This window comes from Ruegeria sp. CK2, assembly GCF_056536585.1.
This window is the reverse complement of the sequence record NZ_JBQFPW010000005.1, coordinates 205,038-224,567: the sequence shown is the minus strand read 5'-3', so window position 1 is coordinate 224,567 and position 19,530 is coordinate 205,038. Positions and strand designations below refer to the sequence as shown.

20 protein-coding genes are annotated in these 19,530 nt (G+C 57.7%); 15 read left to right on the top strand and 5 right to left on the bottom strand.

All coding sequences use genetic code 11. The annotated features are described in order from the left end of the window. Positions 1 to 96 precede the first annotated feature (96 nt). The 7 genes from ACR0BU_RS10465 to smpB all read left to right on the top strand — a co-directional run bounded on the left by ACR0BU_RS10465 (position 97) and on the right by smpB (position 5,083). Positions 97 to 741, top strand: coding sequence for a queuosine precursor transporter (locus tag ACR0BU_RS10465; RefSeq protein ID WP_480737211.1), 645 nt, complete (start codon positions 97 to 99; stop codon positions 739 to 741). A 263-nt stretch (positions 742 to 1,004) separates the two neighbouring features. Beyond that, entirely contained in the window at positions 1,005 to 1,424 is a 420-nt protein-coding gene (gene arfB / locus ACR0BU_RS10460) for an alternative ribosome rescue aminoacyl-tRNA hydrolase ArfB (protein WP_299079313.1), read from the top strand. A gap of 60 nt (positions 1,425 to 1,484) precedes the next feature. Continuing rightward, entirely contained in the window at positions 1,485 to 2,231 is a 747-nt protein-coding gene (locus ACR0BU_RS10455) for an SDR family oxidoreductase (RefSeq protein WP_480737210.1), read from the top strand. Positions 2,232 to 2,255: 24 nt separating this feature from the next. Next, positions 2,256 to 3,272: a P1 family peptidase gene (locus tag ACR0BU_RS10450; RefSeq protein ID WP_480737208.1), complete on the top strand. Its 1,017-nt coding sequence runs from the start codon at positions 2,256 to 2,258 to the stop codon at positions 3,270 to 3,272. Positions 3,273 to 3,385: 113 nt separating this feature from the next. Next, a complete protein-coding gene (locus tag ACR0BU_RS10445; RefSeq protein ID WP_298934220.1) occupies positions 3,386 to 3,799 on the top strand; it encodes a c-type cytochrome in 414 nt (137 codons plus the stop codon). A 206-nt stretch (positions 3,800 to 4,005) separates the two neighbouring features. Further along, positions 4,006 to 4,548: an isopentenyl-diphosphate Delta-isomerase gene (gene idi / locus ACR0BU_RS10440; protein ID WP_298934222.1), complete on the top strand. Its 543-nt coding sequence runs from the start codon at positions 4,006 to 4,008 to the stop codon at positions 4,546 to 4,548. 58 nt (positions 4,549 to 4,606) lie between these two features. Beyond that, a complete protein-coding gene (smpB, locus tag ACR0BU_RS10435) occupies positions 4,607 to 5,083 on the top strand; it encodes an SsrA-binding protein SmpB (protein ID WP_298934224.1) in 477 nt (158 codons plus the stop codon). A 30-nt stretch (positions 5,084 to 5,113) separates the two neighbouring features. Here the strand turns inward: smpB and glpK are convergent, their stop codons facing one another. The 3 genes from glpK to panB all read right to left on the bottom strand — a co-directional run bounded on the left by glpK (position 5,114) and on the right by panB (position 8,351). Continuing rightward, entirely contained in the window at positions 5,114 to 6,592 is a 1,479-nt protein-coding gene (glpK, locus tag ACR0BU_RS10430) for a glycerol kinase GlpK (RefSeq protein ID WP_480737206.1), read from the bottom strand. 71 nt (positions 6,593 to 6,663) lie between these two features. Further along, positions 6,664 to 7,515, bottom strand: a complete 852-nt coding sequence (panC, locus tag ACR0BU_RS10425; RefSeq protein WP_480737204.1) for a pantoate--beta-alanine ligase — start codon at positions 7,513 to 7,515, stop codon at positions 6,664 to 6,666. Beyond that, a complete protein-coding gene (panB, locus tag ACR0BU_RS10420; RefSeq protein WP_480737203.1) occupies positions 7,512 to 8,351 on the bottom strand; it encodes a 3-methyl-2-oxobutanoate hydroxymethyltransferase in 840 nt (279 codons plus the stop codon). The genes panC and panB overlap by 4 nt, the downstream gene beginning before the upstream one ends. 170 nt (positions 8,352 to 8,521) lie before the next feature. On the opposite strand from panB, the gene ACR0BU_RS10415 reads away from it, so the two are divergent. Genes ACR0BU_RS10415 through ACR0BU_RS10390 form a run of 6 tightly spaced genes read left to right on the top strand, consistent with a single transcriptional unit; the run spans position 8,522 to position 15,933 of the window. Next, positions 8,522 to 10,009 carry an ABC transporter substrate-binding protein gene (locus ACR0BU_RS10415; RefSeq protein WP_480737202.1) on the top strand — a complete coding sequence of 496 codons (1,488 nt, stop codon included), beginning with the start codon at positions 8,522 to 8,524 and terminating at the stop codon, positions 10,007 to 10,009. 29 nt (positions 10,010 to 10,038) lie between these two features. Continuing rightward, complete coding sequence (locus tag ACR0BU_RS10410; RefSeq protein WP_480737200.1) at positions 10,039 to 11,058, top strand: hypothetical protein; 1,020 nt, start codon at positions 10,039 to 10,041, stop codon at positions 11,056 to 11,058. Positions 11,059 to 11,098: 40 nt separating this feature from the next. Further along, positions 11,099 to 12,046 carry an ABC transporter permease gene (locus ACR0BU_RS10405; RefSeq protein WP_480737199.1) on the top strand — a complete coding sequence of 316 codons (948 nt, stop codon included), beginning with the start codon at positions 11,099 to 11,101 and terminating at the stop codon, positions 12,044 to 12,046. Next, entirely contained in the window at positions 12,043 to 12,858 is an 816-nt protein-coding gene (locus ACR0BU_RS10400; RefSeq protein ID WP_298934238.1) for an ABC transporter permease, read from the top strand. Before ACR0BU_RS10405 ends, ACR0BU_RS10400 begins: the two co-directional genes overlap by 4 nt. Further along, positions 12,855 to 14,447 carry an ABC transporter ATP-binding protein gene (locus ACR0BU_RS10395; RefSeq protein ID WP_480737197.1) on the top strand — a complete coding sequence of 531 codons (1,593 nt, stop codon included), beginning with the start codon at positions 12,855 to 12,857 and terminating at the stop codon, positions 14,445 to 14,447. The genes ACR0BU_RS10400 and ACR0BU_RS10395 overlap by 4 nt, the downstream gene beginning before the upstream one ends. A gap of 34 nt (positions 14,448 to 14,481) precedes the next feature. Then, a complete protein-coding gene (locus tag ACR0BU_RS10390) occupies positions 14,482 to 15,933 on the top strand; it encodes an aldehyde dehydrogenase family protein (protein WP_480737196.1) in 1,452 nt (483 codons plus the stop codon). On the opposite strand, the gene pncB is transcribed toward ACR0BU_RS10390, so the two are convergent. Next, entirely contained in the window at positions 15,930 to 17,222 is a 1,293-nt protein-coding gene (pncB, locus tag ACR0BU_RS10385; RefSeq protein WP_298934242.1) for a nicotinate phosphoribosyltransferase, read from the bottom strand. The two genes, ACR0BU_RS10390 and pncB, sit on opposite strands and share 4 nt — an antisense overlap. 165 nt (positions 17,223 to 17,387) lie before the next feature. On the opposite strand from pncB, the gene ACR0BU_RS10380 reads away from it, so the two are divergent. Then, the gene (locus ACR0BU_RS10380) at positions 17,388 to 17,918 is read left to right on the top strand and encodes a hypothetical protein (protein ID WP_298934244.1); all 531 of its coding nucleotides are present in this window, start codon (positions 17,388 to 17,390) and stop codon (positions 17,916 to 17,918) included. Here the strand turns inward: ACR0BU_RS10380 and pncA are convergent. Further along, the gene (gene pncA, locus ACR0BU_RS10375) at positions 17,915 to 18,508 is read right to left on the bottom strand and encodes a bifunctional nicotinamidase/pyrazinamidase (protein ID WP_300069080.1); all 594 of its coding nucleotides are present in this window, start codon (positions 18,506 to 18,508) and stop codon (positions 17,915 to 17,917) included. The two genes, ACR0BU_RS10380 and pncA, sit on opposite strands and share 4 nt — an antisense overlap. Positions 18,509 to 18,604: 96 nt before the next feature. On the opposite strand from pncA, the gene trhO reads away from it, so the two are divergent. Next, positions 18,605 to 19,510 carry an oxygen-dependent tRNA uridine(34) hydroxylase TrhO gene (trhO, locus tag ACR0BU_RS10370; protein WP_299889398.1) on the top strand — a complete coding sequence of 302 codons (906 nt, stop codon included), beginning with the start codon at positions 18,605 to 18,607 and terminating at the stop codon, positions 19,508 to 19,510. Positions 19,511 to 19,530: the final 20 nt, after the last annotated feature.

Below are 19,530 nucleotides of genomic sequence, written 5' to 3'. Positions count from 1 at the left end.
CTTGCCAAACGCATTCCGACCCGCTAGAAGCGCGGCTTGCCTTGGGATGAGCCCTTGGCCAAGTCGCCGCTACCTTGTCAAAACGGGCATCAAAATATGCAACGCGCTTACATTCCCGGCATTATTGCCATGGCCACCATTGTTGTGGCCTCGAACTTTCTGGTCCAGTTCCTGATCCTTGACGGGCTGTTGACCTGGGGTGCTTTCACCTATCCGCTGGCCTTTCTGGTCACCGACATCATGAACCGCGTCTATGGCGTGGGTCCGGCCCGCAAGGTCGTGTTCGCCGGGTTTGTCACCGGTATCATCTGCTCGCTGATTGGCAGCCAGATCATGTTGCAAGGTGATGGGTTCACCTATGCCGCCGTGCCGCTGCGGATCGCCGTCGCGTCCGGTACCGCCTTTCTGATCGCTCAGTTGACCGATGTCACCGTGTTTAATTCGCTGCGTGGTGGCCGTTGGTGGCGGGCGCCGCTGGTGTCGACCCTCGTAGGATCGGCGCTGGATACGGCGATCTTTTTCACCATCGCCTTCTCGGCGTCGGTTGCGATCTTTGGTGCCAATGCAGACGCCGCGATCAGCTGGGCGTGGGAGCCTGTGCCCTTCATGCTGTCCGGTCCGATGGCCCCGCTTTGGGTGACTTTGGCGTTCGCTGATTGGCTGGTGAAACTGTCACTGGCGATGATTGCGTTGATCCCGTTTAAGGTAATCGTTGCGCGGTTGACCGCGCAACCAGCCTAAAAAAACGCTTTGAGAATGGCACAACTTGTGGCACGCTCCTTTTCAACCGCAACAGATAGAAAAGGAGGTGATCCAGTGTCGAGAAAGAGATTGGAGAGAGGTGTCGGAACAACCGGGGGGATTGCCTGTTAGGGCAGCCCTTGGCGGAGCGCTCGCTCCGGCTGGTCGATTGATCTAACCGACCCAACCTCCTGAACTTTCGAAGGGCCGTCCCGCAGGGGCGGCCCTTTTTGTTTCTGGCCAGCGCCTATAAGGTTCGCAGTATGTTGCGCATCAATGATGATATCGCTTTGCAAGACTGGGAACTGACGGAGAGCTTTGTCCGCTCTTCGGGGCCCGGGGGGCAAAACGTCAACAAAGTCTCAACGGCGGTTGAGCTGCGCTTTGAGGCTGCGCGTTCTCCTTCTTTGCCTGATCCCATCAAGGCGCGATTGAAGCGGCTTGCCGGGCGGCGTTGGACCAAAGAAGGTGCGATCATCATCCAGTGTGAAGAGACGCGGTCGCAGGCGCGCAACCGCGAAATCGCACGCACGCGCCTGACCGAACTGATCGCCCGAGCATTGGTCAAACCCAAGCGGCGTATTGCGACCAAACCCACCTACGGTTCCGTCAAACGTCGGTTGGCAACAAAAAAAGCGCGATCAGACGTCAAAGCCTTGCGCGGCAAGGTGGCCGAAGATTGATCTGGTAACTTCTTCGGGCGTTGCTACTCTGCTTCTCAAAGGCGTCAGGGAGGCAAAGCCATGAGGTTGGAGGGAAAAACCGCGATCGTAACAGGCGGCGCATCCGGTTTTGGTGCAGGCATCGTTCAAAAATTCCTGGCCGAAGGGGCCCGTGTCATGATTGCCGACATTAATGAGGATGCGGCCAGAGATATGGCGGATCAGCTTGGCGTGAATGCAGTTGCCCAAGCGGTCGATGTGGCCGATGCGACCTCGGTTCAAACCATGGCTGATGAAGCTCTTGGCCGTTTCGGACACCTAGATATTCTGGTGAACAATGCGGGGGTCACGCATCTTCCCACCCCGCTGGAGGATGTCAGCGAAGAGGATTTTGACCGCGTCTTCGCCGTGAATATGAAATCGGTTTACCTGACGGCGCGGGCATTGGTGCCGCATATGAAGTCTCGCAGCGCCGGGGCCATTCTGAATGTGGCGTCTACCGCCGGTCTGTCCCCGCGCCCGAACCTGAACTGGTACAACGCCTCCAAAGGCTGGATGATCACCGCGACCAAAACGATGGCCGTGGAACTGGCCCCATCTGGTGTACGCGTAAACGCGATTTGCCCGGTGGCAGGCGAAACGCCTTTGCTGAAGTCCTTCATGGGGGAAGACACACCTGAGATACGGGCCAAATTCCTGTCCACCATTCCACTGGGCCGTTTTTCAACACCCGAGGATATGGCCAATTCCGCCTGCTTTTTATGCTCGGACGAGGCCAGTATGATCACGGGCACCGCGCTGGAAGTGGATGGTGGACGGTGCATCTGATTTGGACAAACGGACGACACTCCTATGACACCCGGACCCCGAAATCTGATCACCGATGTGCCTGGCCTGAAGGTTGGGAATGCAAAGGATGACGCGCTGAAATCCGGTGTCACTGTTCTGACCGCTGATCGGTCCTTCGCTGCGTCCGTTCACGTGATGGGGGGCGCCCCTGGCACGCGGGAAACCGATCTGCTGGCGCCAGATAAATCTGTTACAAAAATCGATGCAATCGCCCTGTCAGGTGGATCCGCTTTCGGGCTGGACGCCTGTTCCGGGGTATCAGACGCGCTGCGATCGCGGGGCCGAGGCTACTCGGTCGGTAACATCCGGGTGCCAATCGTACCAGGCGCAATACTGTTCGACTTGCTGAACGGAGGAGACAAGGATTGGGATGAAAACCCCTATCGTGCCTTGGGACGTGCCGCGTTTGAAAACGCCACGGACACCTTTGCTTTGGGCACTGCGGGTGCGGGAACCGGGGCCTTGGCGGCGATGCAGAAGGGCGGGCTTGGATCAGCTTCGCTGATGCTGGACACCGGTGTCACTGTCGGTGCACTGGTTGCCGCCAATCCGTTGGGCAGTGTGACAACACCCAGCGACCGCCATTTTTGGGCTGCGCCATTTGAGATTGGTGGCGAGTTTGGCGGGTTGGGGCCCGATCCCTCAACCGGGTTGGGGCAGCCTTTGGTCAGTCGCAAGGCCTTGGCAATGCGACCTGCTGCTCCGGATAAAGCCAACACGACCATTGCAATCGTCGCAACCGACGCTGGTTTGTCGAAACCGCAATGCCACCGGCTGGCGGTGGCGGCACATGACGGTATCGCCCGTGCCATCCTTCCTGCGCATACTCCGGGCGATGGTGATCTGGTGTTTGGCATCAGTACGGGTGCCCGACCGTTGGAAACCGAGCCAGAATTGGGCGCGATTGGACATGCGGCATCGCTGTGTCTATCGCGGGCCATTGCAAGGGCTGTCTATCTTGCCTCGCCCGCAAAGGGCGATCTTTTGCCGTGTTGGTCTAGGTTACATGACATAAGTTAAGGACGATGCCTAAACGTCAGTGACACAGTGTCCTCGCGCGGCAATCTGCGCGTTGACTCTCACCTGCACCAGCGGTCCATTCGGTGCAGCCAAATGTATCGGAGCAAAAAGCAATGAATCGCATCCTCGCTACCGCAATTGTCGGCCTTTTGGCCGTACCTGCCTACGCCGAAGGCGACGCAGAAGCCGGAAAAAAAACGTTCAACAAATGCAAATCCTGTCACATGATTGCTGACCCAGCCGGCGAAACGATTGTCAAAGGCGGAAAGACCGGCCCGAACCTGTATGGAATCGCAGGTCGCACCGCCGGAACCTACGAAGGTTTCAAATACGGCGACAGCATTGTTGCCGCAGGCGAAAACGGTCTGGTCTGGGACGAAGCAACATTTGTTGCATACTCACAGGATCCCAAAGCCTTTCTGAAAGACTATCTTGGGGAGACTTCGGCCAAGTCCAAAATGACCTTCAAACTGAAAAAAGGCGGTGAAGACGTGTACGCCTATATCGTAAGCGTGTCTGGTGAGTAACGCCTGATTGCCGCCGCGTGATACAATGAACGAAAGGCCGCAGCCCCTGCGGCCTTTCGTGCGATTGATAACCAGTTGGATCCTCGTCACTTTGGGAACAAGTGATGTGGGCCGCAATGGTGGTCGCGTCACAACGCCAAGCCGATCGGGCCGCAGCTAATATTAGAACCCCGTCGGGAAGGCGGATCGGCAGCAGGAGACGACAGATGGGAATCATGATCCCGGCTTGGGTTGATGGTGAATTGGCCCCCGTGGACAAGCTTGAGGCGCATGAAAAGGGGCTCAAGCACAAGGCGGTCTCCGTCTTCGTCGTGCGGGGAACCGAGATTTTGCTGCAACGCCGTGCGATGGGAAAATACCATACGCCGGGTCTTTGGGCGAATACCTGTTGCACTCATCCGGACTGGAACGAAAAGTCCTCGGTCTGCGCTGTGCGCCGCTTGCGCGAGGAACTTGGGATTACTGGTCTTTATCCGGAATATCGCCATCGGTTGGAATACCACGCCGATGTCGGCAACAATATGGTCGAAAACGAAGTGGTCGACGTGTTCCTGGCCCATGTACGTGGACCGCTGAAGATCGAGCCTAATCCGGAAGAAGTCATGGATATTCGCTGGATCGACTATCACGATCTGCTGGCCGAAGTGCAGCGGCACCCTGATCGTTTCACCCCGTGGCTCAAGATCTATCTGCACAACCACGCAGACACGATTTTTGGTCCGGACCTGATCATTTCGGCTAAATCCTGACACCCAAGGCGAAACCCTGCCTTGCATGGTCGGGGCAAGCCGCCTAAATCAACGCGTCATGGCCAAGCAAAAGACAGACCCGAATTACAAAGTGATTGCCGAAAACCGGCGTGCCCGCTTCGATTACGCAATCGAAGAGGATATCGAGTGCGGCATCATGCTGGAAGGGTCCGAGGTCAAGTCGCTGCGCGCAGGTGGCTCGAACATCGCCGAAAGCTATGCATCGGTTGATGACGGAGAGTTGTGGCTCGTCAACAGCTACATCGCGCCATACGATCAGGCAAAATCATTCAAACACGAAGAGCGTCGCCGCCGCAAACTGTTGGTCTCGCGCAAGGAATTGTCGAACCTGTGGAACGCGACCCAGCGCAAGGGCATGACGCTGGTACCGCTGGTTCTGTATTTCAATCACAAAGGTCTGGCCAAGATTAAGATCGGCATTGCCAAGGGCAAGAAGACCCATGACAAGCGTGAAACTCAAGCCAAGCGGGATTGGTCACGCCAGAAGCAACGGCTTCTGAAAGATCACAGCTAAAACGGTTCAGTTTTTTCCGAACCAACCCGATCAAAACGCCATTGTTGCCTGAACCGCGCGCTGCCAGCGCGCATAAGCAGCGTCGCGCTCGGTTTCGGGCAAGGCAGGGTCGAAGCGCTGATCCAGGCGCCACGTCTCGGCAAAGCCATCCTGATCAGGATAGATCCCGGCTTTCATTCCGGCCAGCCATGCGGCGCCCAGCGCAGTGGTTTCCTGCATTACCGGCCGGTCAACGGGCGCGCCAAGATAGTTCGCCAAGCCCTGCATGGCCCAGTCAGATGCGCTCATCCCGCCGTCGACGCGCAGGATGACATTCGCATCGGCGCCCCAGTCGCCTTGCATGGCATGCCACAGATCGCGGGTCTGGAAAGCGATGCTTTCCAGCGTTGCGCGGGCGATTTCGGCCCGGCCCGAGTTTCGGCTGAGCCCGAACATGGCGCCGCGGCAATCCGGCTTCCAGTATGGCGCCCCAAGGCCTGTGAAGGCCGGAACCAGAACCACATGCTGGTTTGGATCGGCCTTGGCGGCAAGATCACCACTTTGCGGCGCTGATTCGATGATTTCCAATGCATCACGCAACCATTGCACCGCTGCACCTGCGATAAAGATAGACCCCTCCAGCGCGTAAGTCCGCTGTCCATCCAGCTGATACCCGATGGTCGTGAGCAGGCGATTTTTGGAGGCAACCGGAGTTGCCCCCGTGTTCAGTAGCGCAAAGCACCCGGTGCCATAGGTCGATTTCATCATACCCGGTTGGAAACAGGCCTGACCGATGGTGGCTGCTTGCTGGTCGCCTGCGACGCCCAGAATGGGAATGTTACCGCCCAAAAGAGATGTGCTGCCGAAGTCGGTCGCACAGTCGCGTACCTCGGGCAGCATATCCAAGGGTACATCCAGTAGATCGCATATTTCCGGGCTCCATACGCCTTTGTGAATATCGAACAGCAGGGTTCGGGCCGCGTTGGTAGCGTCTGTGACATGGCTGCGCCCTTCGGTAAGCCGCCAGATCAGAAAACTGTCGATGGTGCCGAACATCAGCTCGCCAGCATCGACGCGCGCGCGGGCGCCGGGCACTGTGTCCAGCAGCCATTTGACTTTGGTGCCCGAGAAATACGGGTCCAACAGCAAGCCTGTTTGCGCGGTGACATCATCCTCGCACCCCGCTTGACGGTAGCGCGCGCAGATATCGGCGGTCCGCCGGTCCTGCCAGACGATTGCGTTGTGGATGGCCTTACCGGTCGCGCGATCCCAAACGACGGTGGTCTCACGTTGGTTGGTGATGCCGATCCCTGCGATCTGAGCGGCAGTGACCCCGACAGTTTCCATAACCTCGCGGCAGACCGTCAGAACACTGTTCCAAATGTCTTCCACATCATGTTCGACCCAGCCTTCCTGAGGGAAATGCTGCGGGAATTCGCGTTGCGCGGTGCCGACACCCTGCATCTGCGCGTCGAACAAAATCGCGCGTGAGGACGTGGTGCCCTGATCGATTGCCAGAATATAGGTCATGCCTGCGCTTCTCCCCCGCTTCGTTTTGCGGGACTTTAGCGCAAACAGTTGCGGTCCTGCCAGAGCAGAAATCAGGCCGGCGTGACCGGGATATTGTCGATCAGCCGAACCCCATCCGCCCAGGCGGTGACGAACAGCCGGGCTGGGCGCGAGGCGCGAGGCAATTCTTCCAAACTGTCAGCACAGCGCAGGTCGATATATTCGACCTCGGTGAAACCGGCGTCGATCAGTTTGGCCTTTGCCTTTTGCGCCAGCGGTGCAAAGGCTTGCCCGTTTGCCAACTCGGCAGCCAGCGCCTGCATGATTCCGCTTTTCTTCGCGGCAATGCAAAGCCCCTCGGGCGACAGCATCAGATTGCGCGATGACATGGCCAGACCCGACGGTTCTCGGATTGTCGGGCACCCAATGACTTTGATTGGAATATCCAGATCACGCGCCATGTGGCGAACAACCAGCAGCTGTTGATAGTCTTTTTCCCCGAAATAGGCTCGATCTGCCTGGGTTTGCAGGAACAGCTTGGCCACAACTGTGGCCACCCCTTCAAAATGCCCGGGCCGGAATGGCCCCTCCATAACATCGGTCAGCCCCGAGACTGTCACCGTTGTCGAAAACCCTTCGGGATAGATCTGATCCGGGTCGGGAACATAGATCGCATCCACACCGTAAGGCGCCAGTTTTTCGGCATCTTCAATTTCAGTGCGCGGATACTTGGCCAGATCTTCGGGGTTGTTGAATTGTCTTGGGTTCACAAAGATGGTGACGATCACCCGTTCGCAGTCGGCCTTTGCGGCCTCGACCAATGACAAATGCCCCTGATGCAGCGCGCCCATTGTTGGGACAACACCAAAAACATCACCGTTTTGGTGCCATTCGGACGTTAATACGCGCAGATCTGCCTGACGGCGCAGGATTGGTGCGGTCATGCTCTCGAGCCCTTGGACGGGGCCTGATCTCCAAAGACGTGTTCCTGGGCCGGGAAACTGCGTGCCCGAACTTCGGCCGCGTAGTCTGCAATGGCCTGTTCCGCCAATGGGCCAAGCTCGGCGTAACGTTTGACGAATTTCGGTTTGAACGCTGTGAAGAAGCCCAGCATGTCGTCGACCACCAGAATTTGCCCGTCACATCCGGCAGACGCGCCGATCCCAATCGTCGGGATTGCAATTTCAGCGGTGATCCGATCGGCGAGTGCTTGCGGAACCTTCTCTAACACGACGGAAAACGCCCCTGCATCCGCAACAGCCTGAGCATCGGCCAACACCGCCTCGGCCTGCTCATCGCGGCCCTGCACCTTGTAGCCGCCCAACGTGTTGATCGATTGCGGCGTCAAACCGATATGGGCCATCACCGGGATGCCGCGCTTGACCAGAAAGCGGATGGTTTCGGCCATCTCGACGCCGCCCTCCAGCTTCACTGCGCCTGCTCCGGTTTCTGCCATCAGCCGTGCCGCGTTTTGAAAGGCTTGGGCCGGGTTTTCTTCGTAACTGGCAAAAGGCATGTCGATGACCATCATGGCCTTCTGCAGCCCGCGGGCGACGGCCTGCCCATGCAAGATCATCATCTCCATGGTCACACCAAGGGTCGAGGGCAGACCGTGCAGCACCATGCCGACGCTGTCACCCACCAGAACAAAGTCGCAATGGTCGTCCATCAGCTGCGCCATGGGCGTCGTATAGGCAGTCAGACTAACCAGAGGTTCGCCGCCTTTTCGGGCTCGAATATCCTCGGCGTTCGGGGCTTTTTTGCGGGCGGTGGCGCTCATGCTCGCTCCTGCGGGGTTCATGTTGCAGTGCGGCATAACAGATCGAATGAGGTTATAGAAACCCCGGTTGCGCGAACATTTCCTTGAATGACCTTAGGTTTAAAGGGACATTGTGGGTACGGTGACCCGCAGTACGACGGGTCAACGCGTATTAGTGGGTGGAGAATTTTATGACAAAGCAGATGTTTCGAACCGTAAGCTCAGTGTTGGCAATGAGTGTCAGCGTTCTCGCGGGCCAGGCTTTGGCAAAATCGGATATCACGATTGCCATGCAATTGGAGCCGCCGCATTTAGACCCGACAAGCGCCGCAGCGCAGGCCATCGATTCGGTCGTTTACACAAATGTATTCGAAGGGCTGACCCGATTCATGGGCGATGGATCAGTCGTGCCCGGCCTGGCCGAAATGTGGGAGATTTCCGATGACGGGACCGTCTACACATTCACGCTGAGGGATGGTGTGACCTTTCACGATGGCACCACGATGGACGCCGAAGATGTCAAATTCAGCCTTGACCGTGCCACGGCCGAAGACAGCGCGAACGCGCAGAAAGCGCTGTTTGCCGGAATTGAAACTGTCGAAGTCGTCGATCCTTTGACTGTCAAGGTCACCTTGTCAGAGCCGAATGGGAGTTTCCTGTTCAACATGGCCTGGGGAGACGCGGTCATCGTTGCGCCGGAGAGCATTGATGGCATCAAGACCAACCCGGTCGGGACTGGGGCTTTCGCGTTTGGTGAATGGGTTCAGGGCGACAGCATCACGTTGAACCGGAACCCCAACTATTGGGGCAATGAGCCCGCGTTAGAGACTGCGACATTCAAGTTCATCTCGGATCCAACCGCTGCCTTTGCGGCCATGATGGCCGAGGATGTGGATGCGTTCGACAACTTCCCGGCGCCGGAAAACCTGCCTCAGTTCGAGGCTGACCCGCGTTTTAAAGTTCTTGTCGGTTCGACCGAGGGTGAGACGATTCTGTCCACCAACAACAAGCAGCCGCCATTTGACGACATTCGTGTACGTCAGGCGCTGGCCCATGCCATCGACCGGCAGGCAATCATTGATGGGGCGATGTTTGGGTATGGCACACCGATTGGATCCCATTTCGCACCGCATAACCCGGCTTACGTCGATCTGACGGGCAATTCAGCCTACGACCTGGAAAAGGCCAAAGCGCTGCTGGCTGAGGCAGGTTTTGCCGATGGGTTCGAAACCACTCTGCATCTGCCGCCGCCGTCTTACGCCCGTCGTGGCGGAGAGATCATCGCCGCACAGCTGGCCGAGATTGGGATCACCGCCGAGATCATCAATGTCGAATGGGCGCAATGGCTGGAATCGGTATTCAACGGCAAAGACTTTGGACTGACCATCGTCAGCCATACCGAGCCGATGGATATCGGAATCTACGCCCGGCCCGAATACTATTTCCAGTATGAGAGTACGGACTTCCAAACCTTGATGGCGACGCTGAATTCGACCACGGCCCCTGAAGAACGGGCAAAGATTCTGGGAGAGGCGCAGCGATTGATCGCAAATGACTATGTAAACGGCTATCTCTTCCAACTGGCTAAACTGGGCGTCGCCAAGGCCGGTGTCCAAGGACTTTGGGAAAATGCCCCTACCGCTGCAATAGATTTGACGGCAATAAGCTGGAATAAATAAAAGCATCTAGCACTGAAGAGGGTCAGCGCATGATTAGAATAGTTGTTGCTGCCCTTTTTATTGTGGCTCAGGCTGCGATCGGCTCAGCCGTTTCGGCGCAAACACCGCTTGAGAAGGCCGTGGCGCTTTGGCTGGACGGTGATGACGCAAGGGCTTTGCCGATGCTGGCTGAATTGGCGGCCAAGGGCGATGCCGAGGCCCGCTTGCTGTTGGCACGGATCGAAACGATGGATCTCGGTCCGTCACCATTCCGGCTTGGGCTTGAGCCTGCGCAGTCTCGTGCGCTGTTCCGACAGAAGGATCTTTCGGCGTTCGGACGGTCCTGGTTGGTGGTCGAGGCGGCGGCCGGCAACGAATTGGCGCAAGCCTTGCTGCGCGCCAAACGCCCCGACCCAGATCCGGCTCTGATCTCGCGCCTGAATGCACTGGGCGAACATCAGGCGACGGATTATCCAACCAGGATAATAGCGCTGTACGGCAATGAAGATATGCGCCTTAGCCTGCTGGAAGACGACGGACTTATGGATGACCTCAAACCGTATCTGTCCTACCTCACCCTTGATCCTGAACCGCGGGGAGACGGCCTTGCCGCCCTGCGTCACATTCAATCGGACGGCGTTGAGGCAAGTTCTGCACCTGCGCTGGGTATGGCTGGAACCTTGGCGCTTGGGCTGGGATACGGGGACCTTTCACCAGACAATCCATGGCGGCCTGCTGTAGAAAGCTGGTTGATGACCGCCCAGTCAACCGTGCCGATTGCGCAACTCTGCTCGACAAGCTGCGGAACCGAGGCACCAGCTTGCGCCTTTGCGTTCATGGCGTTGTCCGGCGGGTATTTTGAGGTCATCCGAACCGACAGCCCGCTTGAGACGGTTATTCCTCAGGACAGGTTTCTGAACAGCCCGCGCGCGCGACTGATGGTGTTGCGCCGGGCGGTTCTGGCCCGAACCGAGACCAATGTTGAATGGCTTGCCGAATCCGCACCCGCAGCAGAGTTGTCGGCCTGCGCCATAGGCCTGATCCAGGCAGAACGTCAGGCGTACCAGTAGCCGCTGGACCCGGGCGGCAAGCGCACTTAACCTGTTGCCAATGCTACGCTATGCCCTCAAACGTCTGCTCTCGCTTATCCTGAGTCTTGCCGTTGCCTCGGTTGTCATTTTCGCGGTGATCGAGATCGCGCCGGGGGATCCGGCGTCTTTCATGCTTGGGGTGAATGCGCAGGCTGACACGCTGGCCGCTTTGCGCGCCGAACTTGGCTTGGATGTGTCCAAGGTGCAGCGATACTTCAACTGGGTCAGCGGGATGCTGGTTGGCGATTTCGGCACGTCCTACACCTATCGCACCCCAGTGTCGCAGATGATTGCCGACCGTCTTTGGGTGTCGCTGCCGTTGGCCCTTTATGCGCTGACCCTGTCCACCCTGATTGCCTTTCCGGCGGGCATTTACGCGGCAGCACGTCGGGGCAAGCCCGGTGATTTGGCGGTGATGGGCGCCACCCAATTGGGTGTTGCCGTGCCCAACTTCTGGTTCGCAATGATGCTGGTGCTGATCTTTGCCATCAATCTGCGATGGTTCAATGCCGGCGGGTTTTCGGGTTGGGACGCAGGGATTTTGGCAGGGCTGCATTCTCTTACGTTGCCGGCCATTGCGCTGGCCTTGCCACAAGCGGCAATTCTGGCGCGTGTCATGCGGTCGGCCTTGCTAGACATTCTGGGCGAAGATTTCATGCGGACGGCGCGCGCCAAGGGGCTTAACCCCCGACAGGCGCTCTGGCGTCATGGGGTGAGGAATGCGCTGATCCCGGTTCTGACCATCATCGGGCTGCAGTTTTCCTTCCTTCTGGCCGGATCCATCATTATCGAGCAGGTCTTCTACTTGCCGGGTTTGGGGCGATTGGTGTTCCAAGCGATTTCTGCCCGTGACCTGATCGTGGTCGAATCCGTCGTCATGCTGCTGGTTTTCGCGGTGATCACCGTGAACTTTCTTGTCGATCTCGCCTATGCCGCCGTTGACCCAAGGCTAAGGAGCAGGACATGAGCCGCAACCTGATCCTTGGCGCATGTTTGTCTTCGCTGGTTCTTTTGGCGGCTTTGGTGTCTTTTGTCTGGACGCCATACAACTATGCTGCGCTGAACATTCCCGACAAACTGCAATCGCCCAATACGCAGCATTGGTTCGGCACGGATCATTTCGGGCGCGACATATTCTCGATGATCATGGTTGGGGCGCGGACGTCGATTGCTGTCGCGCTGGTCGCCGTCGGCATCGGTATGGCGCTGGGCGTGCCCCTTGGCTTGGCGGCGGCGGCGCGAAAGGGATCTTGGCTGGACGAAGTGATCATGCGCGGCAACGATTTGGTCTTTGCCTTCCCGTCTTTGGTGATCGCCATCCTGATCACAGCGGTGTTTGGCGCAGGCGCGGTCAATGCCATAATAGCGATCGGTATCTTCAACATCCCCGTTTTCGCGCGCATTACCCGCGGCGCCGCGTTGTCCTTATGGGAGCGTGAGTTCATCCTTGCCGCCCGCGTCGCTGGCAAGGGCGCCGCGCGTATTTCAACCGAGCATATCCTACCAAATGTTGCCAACCTGCTGATCGTTCAGGGCACGATCCAGTTCAGCCTTGGTATTCTTGCCGAGGCGGGCTTGTCCTATGTTGGTTTGGGGGCACAACCTCCGACGCCCAGTTGGGGGCGGATGCTGGCCGATGCGCAGACAATGGTCAGTTTTGCCCCGCATTTGGCTCTAATTCCGGGGTTCGCCATCATCGTAACGGTGTTGGGCCTGAACCTGCTGGGGGATGGGTTGCGCGACTGGCTGGACCCTCGGATTCGGGTGGCGCGCGTATGACGTTGTTGCAGATCAAAGATCTCACGCTGGGGATCCACGGGACGAACATCCTGAGCCATATCAACCTGTCCATTGCGCCAGGGGAAATCGTGGCGGTGACCGGCGAAAGTGGCTCGGGCAAGTCGATGACTGCTTTGGCTGTGATGCAATTGTTGCCAAATGGCGCCAGAGCCGAAGGGTCCATTTTGCTGGACGGGCAAGAGGTATTGAACCGTCCCGAACCAGAGATGTGTCAACTGCGCGGATCCTCCATCGGTATGGTGTTTCAGGAACCGATGACGGCCCTGAACCCGGTGAAAACAATCGGTGATCAGGTGATGGAAACCATCCTGATCCACAAAGCCATGCCCCCTGTTGGCGCGCGCGAACGGGCAAAGGAGGTTTTGAACCGGGTTGGTTTGCCGCCCGATAAATTTCCCCTGTCGCGCTATCCGCACGAGCTATCCGGCGGCCAGCGGCAAAGGGTTGTGATCGCCATGGCCATCGCCTTGCGCCCCCGACTGCTGATTGCAGATGAACCGACAACAGCGCTGGATGTCACGACGCAAGCGCAAATTCTCGACCTGCTTAAGGGGTTGGTCACGGAATACGGTATGGGCCTGCTGATGATCACCCACGATCTGGCCGTTGTCGCCGACCTGGCCGACCAGATTGTGGTGATGCGCCACGGTAAGGTGGTGGAAACCGGTGCAACCGGGCATTTGTTAGAACACATGCAGCACCCGTATACCCGAATGCTGTTCGACGCGTCTGGTCATAAGGTGACGCTGCCTGAACCAGTGTCATCGACGCCGCTGCTTGAGGTTACAGATGTGGTTCGAGAATACCGTCTGCCACGGCATCATCTGTTCGCGGCTCCGGCGCAGCAGCGTGCTGTGGATCACGTGAGTTTCACGCTGAACAAAGGGGAGCGATTGGGACTTGTAGGCGAATCCGGTTGCGGAAAATCGACCCTAACAAGGGCGATTTTGGGTCTTGAAGAGGTGCAACAGGGGCGAATTCTGCTAGATGGCCAACCTGTTTTTGCAGGCCACAAACCCAATTTGGCGGTGCGTCGGAAGATGCAGGTGGTGTTTCAGGACCCTTATGGCAGTTTCAATCCCCGTCACCGCGTCGCCCGATTGATCACGGAGCCGTTTCATTTACTGGATCATCCTCCTGCCGGATCCGAGCGGCAGGATCGTATTGCGGAGATCCTGACGGCCGTTGGCCTCGGCCCCGATGACGCAAACAAATATGTACACGAGTTCTCTGGCGGTCAGCGACAGCGCATTGCGATTGCCCGAGCCTTGATCATCCGGCCCGCGCTGATCGTGTTTGACGAGGCTGTCTCGGCGCTCGACGTTTCGGTCCGGGCGCAGATTCTGGATCTTCTGGCCGAGCTTTGTGCGGCCTATGACCTGACCTACTTGTTCATCAGCCACGATCTGAGCGTCGTTCGGACAATCACAGACAGGGTGATGGTGATGCGTGCGGGTAAAATCGTGGAGCAGGGTGAGACAGAATCTGTCTTTGCGGATCCGCAGCAAGGCTATACCCAAAAATTGATCGCGGCCGCACCGCGACTGCCTGAACTGAGTATCACATGAAATCCCCTAGTTAGAGCCTAAACTGGAGTCCGACATGACCCTTCCCCTCTGGTTCGATCCCAGCCTTTGCCTGATTGGTGGGGTCTGGAGCACCCCAACGTCCCGAGATACTTTGCCTCTGATCAACCCATCGGATGGGTCCGAGATTTGCCGGATTGCGCGCGGGACGTCAGCAGACATTGATAAGGCTGTATTGGCTGCACGGACTGCGCGAGACGGGGCGTGGGGTGGGATGACAGCATTGGAGCGTGGCCGTATCCTAAACCGGTTGGGGCAACTGGTGTTGGACCGGGTCGAAGACCTGACTCTGCTCGAGGCCATGGATGTTGGCAAACCGCTGACTCAGGCACGCGCAGATGCGGTGGCTTTGGCACGATATTGCGAGTTCTATGGGGGCGCAGCAGACAAGGTGATGGGTGAGACCATCCCGTATCTGGATGGCTATACCGTATACACCTTGCGCGAACCCCACGGTGTCACAGGCCATATCGTGCCGTGGAACTACCCGATGCAGATCATCGGGCGATCTGTTGGCGCGGCATTGGCAATGGGCAATGCCTGTGTGCTGAAGCCAGCAGAAGAGGCCTGTTTGACCGCCCTGGCCTTTGCCCATTTGGCGCAAGAGGCAGGTTTGCCAGACGGGGCGCTGAATGTGGTTCCGGGGCTGGGCGTCGAGGCAGGTGCGGCTTTGTCGGAACATCCGGGCATCGATCACATCTCGTTCACCGGATCGGTGGCGACGGGCGCGTTGGTACAGCAGACGGCTGGGCGAAACGTTGTACCAGTCACACTGGAGCTGGGCGGGAAATCTCCGCAACTTGTCTTTGATGATGCTGATCTTGATGCGGCGCTGCCCTTTCTGGTGAACGCGGGCATTCAGAATGCGGGTCAGACCTGCTCGGCCTCGTCGCGTATTCTGGTACAGCGTGGCGTCTATAGTCAGGTGAAAGAACGCATTGCAGACGCCTATGCGCAGCTGAGTGTTGGCCCGGCGCAAGACGATTTGCGAGTCGGACCGTTGATCTCTGCGCGCCAGAAAGAGGTTGTGACCGGGTTTCTGGCCAAGGGCGCAGATCTTAGCATCGCGGCGCAAGGCAATATCGTCGATACGGCGCCGAAAGGCGGGGCTTATGTGCGACCCACTGTGTTCTCGGATGTGCCGCCTGACCACGTTCTGGCGCAGCAGGAAATTTTCGGTCCGGTTCAGGTTCTGATCCCGTTTGACACGGAGAGTGAGGCTCTAACTATAGCAAACAGTACCGATTATGGCCTTGTTGCCAGCCTCTGGACCCGCGATGGCGCGCGCCAGATGCGTCTGGCCAAGCGGCTAAACTCGGGGCAGGTGTTCATCAACAATTACGGGGCCGGAGGCGGGGTCGAGTTGCCCTTCGGAGGGGTCGGAAAATCAGGCCACGGCCGCGAAAAGGGGTTCGAAGCCCTGTATGGGTTTTCGCAGCTCAAGACGGTGGCGGCTTTTCACGGTTAGACGATCACCTCGATGGGCTGTTGAGCACCAACACCAAAAACGCGCTTGTAGCGGTCGATCTGATCCGCTGGGCCCATTGCCTTTTCCGGGTTGTCCGACAGCTTCACCGTCGGTCGACCATTGGCCGAGACCGCTTTGCAAACCAGCGAAAACGGGGCAAGCGCGTCATTGGGCACAAGCCCACGGAAGTCATTGGTCAGCAGTGTTCCCCAGCCAAAGGACACCTTTGTGCGATGGGCAAACTGGCTGTGCAATTCCTGAATTTTGTCCACGTCCAGCCCGTCGGAGAATATGATGCGCTTTTCTTGTGGATCCTCACCCCGTGACTGCCACCAGTCTATTGCGATATCAGCGCCGGCCGCAGGGTCGCCGCTGTCAATGCGAATTCCGGTCCAGCCAGCCAGCCAGTCAGGCGCGCGATCCAGAAAGCCCTTGGTTCCATAGGTGTCCGGCAAGATGATGCGTAGGTTCCCGTCATGTTCATCATGCCAATCGCTCAGCACGTCATAAGGGGCCTGGGCCAGATCGTCATTTGTGTCGGCCAAAGCGGAATACACCATCGGAAGTTCATGGGCGTTGGTCCCAATCGCCTCAACCTCGCGACGCATTGCGATCAGACAGTTCGAGGTTCCGGTAAAGGAGTCGCCCAGCCCCTCCATCATTGCCTGAACACACCAATCCTGCCAAAGGAATGAATGCCTGCGGCGGGTCCCAAAATCTGCGATGCTCAGCCCGTTGATCGCGCTGAGCGGCTCGATCTTTTCCCAAACACGGGTCATTGCGCGGGCATAAAGCACCTGCAATTCAAACCGGCGCATGCTGTTCAGAACGGCGCGGGACCGCAGCTCCATCAACACGGCTAGCGCAGGGATTTCCCACAACATGACCTCGTGCCATTTGCCTTCGAAAGTCAGCTCGTATTGGTCGCCCTTGCGTTCCAGATTATAAGGCGGCAAGCGCAGGTTCTCGAACCATTCCATGAAATCCGAACGGAACATCTGGCGTTTGCCATAGAACATATTGCCCCGCAGCCATGTGCTTTCACCACGGCTAAGGCTAAGTGAGCGGATATGATCCAGCTGCTCGCGCAGCTCTCCTTCGTCGAGCAGCCGGGCCAGCGGCACATGAAGCGATCGGTTGATCAGCGAGAACGTGACATCTGTTTGTGGCTTGTTACGAAATACGGATTGGCACATCAGAAGTTTGTAGAAATCCGTATCGATCAAAGACCGCACAATCGGGTCGATCTGCCATTTGTGATTGTAGACACGGGTCGCGATGTCGACCATGGGGAACTCCTGCGATTTCCGTTGTTAGATCAATCGTCACGCTGATTGGCAAGAGTCGCTAATTTGATGACAATGCCCGTATGACGTCACAATGCGGGCATATTCTGCGTTGTTTTCACCGATTAGTGAGGGGTCGAAACAAACTCAGAAGGCTGAACTTGGTGAATGGGTCTTAAGTACGACTTTGATATTGTCAAAAAGGCATCGGACGATTTTGATCCTGAACTGAACACCGCAGGCAGCAATCAAGGCGCCAAGGTGCGTGCGCTGTTTCGGGATATCAAAACGACAGATGCCTTGCGTGGCGCGTCCCCCAAGATCCGCGGCATGTTTTTGGACGCGGGGTTCGGGCTTGAAGCCCATGACAGCGGGATTGCGCCCGACGTTTACCCGCCTGCCGATGAGCTTGATCGGGAACGCATTCTGCGTGATCTGTTCGCAAACATCAAATCCAGAGGGATTCAGGGCGAGTATTCTGGGGAATTCGATTTCCGGCAGTTTCTGCATCATGTCAGACATGCACAACCGGTGAGCGGCGTCATCAGCGCCTCAGCTGTGTCGCAGGGCAAAGCGCATAATCCGCCTGCCGAAGTTCAAAGACGCAGTGTGCCGGGGCGAATTGGCCTGGCCCTTGGCCTGTCAGTAATTCTGATCGCTTTGTTAAAATACTTGGCCGCCGCTGGCGCGTCGCCCTAAGCCAGCACAACGCCCGACGCGCGCATTGCGTTCTCGGCCGCCGCCCGTGACCCGTCCATGTCTATTGCTTTGCAGGCTTTCATCAACACCGTGACGTCAAACCCCAGTTTCGCTGCATCCACTGCCGAGTAGTGAACGCAGAAATCTGTGGCGAGTCCCACCAGTGTCAGCCGGTCGATCCCGCGTGTGTCCAGATACCCTTTCAACCCCGTTGGCGTTTTGTGATCATTCTCAAAAAAGGCAGAATAGCTATCGATTGCAGGGCGGAACCCTTTGCGCAGGATCAGATCACCATCTGTCCGCAATGCGGGATGGAAGGCTGCGCCATGCGATCCCTGAATGCAATGATCGGGCCACAGAACCTGAGGGCCATAAGGCATCTCGATCATCTCGAACGGTGCTTTGCCCGTGTGCGAGCTTGCGAACGAAGAATGCGCGGCCGGGTGCCAGTCCTGTGTGAGGATCACGGCGTCAAATTCATCCATCATGGCATTGATCGGCGCGACGATCTCGTCCCCTCCGGCCACAGCCAAAGCCCCGCCCGGGCAAAAGTCGTTCTGGACGTCTATTACGATCAGGGCATGGGTCATGGTGGCCTCCGTTGACTGCAATATGGGTAAGGGGCCATGTGCGGGGCGTCAATCCGATCCCTTGCGACTCCGGCCCAGCGGGTTTAGACCGCGCGCATGTACACGATCGCTGCCCTATACCACTTTACCCGTTTCGCTGATCACGCCGCCCTGCGTGACCCGTTGGCAGAGCTGTGCCGTGCCAAATCGGTCAAAGGCACGCTGTTGCTGGCACGCGAAGGGATTAACGGCACCATCGCCGGACCCCGTGACGGCATCGACGCGGTGCTGGCCCACATCAAGGCTTTGCCGGGTTGCGCCGATCTGGAGTGGAAAGAGGCCGCTGCCGATCACCCGCCGTTTGGCAAAATGAAGGTGCGTCTTAAAAAGGAGATCGTCACCATGGGGCAGCCGGATGTGGACCCGCGCGCCCGCGTCGGTAACTATGTTGAACCAGACGAGTGGAACGATCTGATCCGTTCCGACGACGTGGTCGTGATCGACACCCGCAACGACTACGAAGTAGCGATTGGTACGTTTGAAGGAGCAATAGACCCTGAAACGACCAGTTTTCGTGAATTTCCAGCCTGGTGGGAAGAGAATAAGGAACGGTTCCACAACAAACGGGTCGCGATGTTCTGTACCGGCGGCATCCGCTGCGAGAAATCCACCAACTATCTGCTGGGTCAGGGGTTAGAGGATGTCTATCACCTGAAAGGTGGCATCCTGCGTTATCTTGAGGAAATGCCAGCGGAAGACAGTACTTGGCAGGGCGATTGTTTTGTTTTCGACAACCGCGTCTCAGTTGGGCACGGGCTGGTTGAAGGCCCACATAAATTGTGCCATGGGTGTCGGCGACCAATCCTGCCCGAAGACGTGAAACGCCCAGAATACGAGCACGGGGTGTCTTGCCATCGATGCATCAACGAGACGTCCGAGGCGGACAAGATGCGCTTTCGCGAGCGGCAAAAGCAGATTGGTTTGGCCCGAGCGCGCGGCGTTGAACATTTGGGTGCGGACTGAATTCGGGTTGCGTTGGCCGG

What these genes read in the sequence shown, in the direction of transcription:
- ACR0BU_RS10445 (WP_298934220.1), top strand. Translation starts at nt 3,386, where the DNA reads ATGAATCGCATCCTCGCTACCGCAATTGTCGGCCTTTTGGCCGTACCT.
- trhO (WP_299889398.1), top strand. Translation starts at nt 18,605, where the DNA reads ATGTACACGATCGCTGCCCTATACCACTTTACCCGTTTCGCTGATCAC.
- ACR0BU_RS10410 (WP_480737200.1), top strand. Translation starts at nt 10,039, where the DNA reads ATGATTAGAATAGTTGTTGCTGCCCTTTTTATTGTGGCTCAGGCTGCG.
- panB (WP_480737203.1), bottom strand. Translation starts at nt 8,351, where the DNA reads ATGAGCGCCACCGCCCGCAAAAAAGCCCCGAACGCCGAGGATATTCGA.
- glpK (WP_480737206.1), bottom strand. Translation starts at nt 6,592, where the DNA reads ATGACCTATATTCTGGCAATCGATCAGGGCACCACGTCCTCACGCGCG.
- idi (WP_298934222.1), top strand. Translation starts at nt 4,006, where the DNA reads ATGGGAATCATGATCCCGGCTTGGGTTGATGGTGAATTGGCCCCCGTG.
- ACR0BU_RS10455 (WP_480737210.1), top strand. Translation starts at nt 1,485, where the DNA reads ATGAGGTTGGAGGGAAAAACCGCGATCGTAACAGGCGGCGCATCCGGT.
- ACR0BU_RS10390 (WP_480737196.1), top strand. Translation starts at nt 14,482, where the DNA reads ATGACCCTTCCCCTCTGGTTCGATCCCAGCCTTTGCCTGATTGGTGGG.
- smpB (WP_298934224.1), top strand. Translation starts at nt 4,607, where the DNA reads ATGGCCAAGCAAAAGACAGACCCGAATTACAAAGTGATTGCCGAAAAC.
- ACR0BU_RS10395 (WP_480737197.1), top strand. Translation starts at nt 12,855, where the DNA reads ATGACGTTGTTGCAGATCAAAGATCTCACGCTGGGGATCCACGGGACG.
- ACR0BU_RS10450 (WP_480737208.1), top strand. Translation starts at nt 2,256, where the DNA reads ATGACACCCGGACCCCGAAATCTGATCACCGATGTGCCTGGCCTGAAG.
- ACR0BU_RS10415 (WP_480737202.1), top strand. Translation starts at nt 8,522, where the DNA reads ATGACAAAGCAGATGTTTCGAACCGTAAGCTCAGTGTTGGCAATGAGT.
- pncB (WP_298934242.1), bottom strand. Translation starts at nt 17,222, where the DNA reads ATGGTCGACATCGCGACCCGTGTCTACAATCACAAATGGCAGATCGAC.
- ACR0BU_RS10405 (WP_480737199.1), top strand. Translation starts at nt 11,099, where the DNA reads ATGCTACGCTATGCCCTCAAACGTCTGCTCTCGCTTATCCTGAGTCTT.
- arfB (WP_299079313.1), top strand. Translation starts at nt 1,005, where the DNA reads ATGTTGCGCATCAATGATGATATCGCTTTGCAAGACTGGGAACTGACG.
- ACR0BU_RS10380 (WP_298934244.1), top strand. Translation starts at nt 17,388, where the DNA reads ATGGGTCTTAAGTACGACTTTGATATTGTCAAAAAGGCATCGGACGAT.
- ACR0BU_RS10400 (WP_298934238.1), top strand. Translation starts at nt 12,043, where the DNA reads ATGAGCCGCAACCTGATCCTTGGCGCATGTTTGTCTTCGCTGGTTCTT.
- ACR0BU_RS10465 (WP_480737211.1), top strand. Translation starts at nt 97, where the DNA reads ATGCAACGCGCTTACATTCCCGGCATTATTGCCATGGCCACCATTGTT.
- panC (WP_480737204.1), bottom strand. Translation starts at nt 7,515, where the DNA reads ATGACCGCACCAATCCTGCGCCGTCAGGCAGATCTGCGCGTATTAACG.
- pncA (WP_300069080.1), bottom strand. Translation starts at nt 18,508, where the DNA reads ATGACCCATGCCCTGATCGTAATAGACGTCCAGAACGACTTTTGCCCG.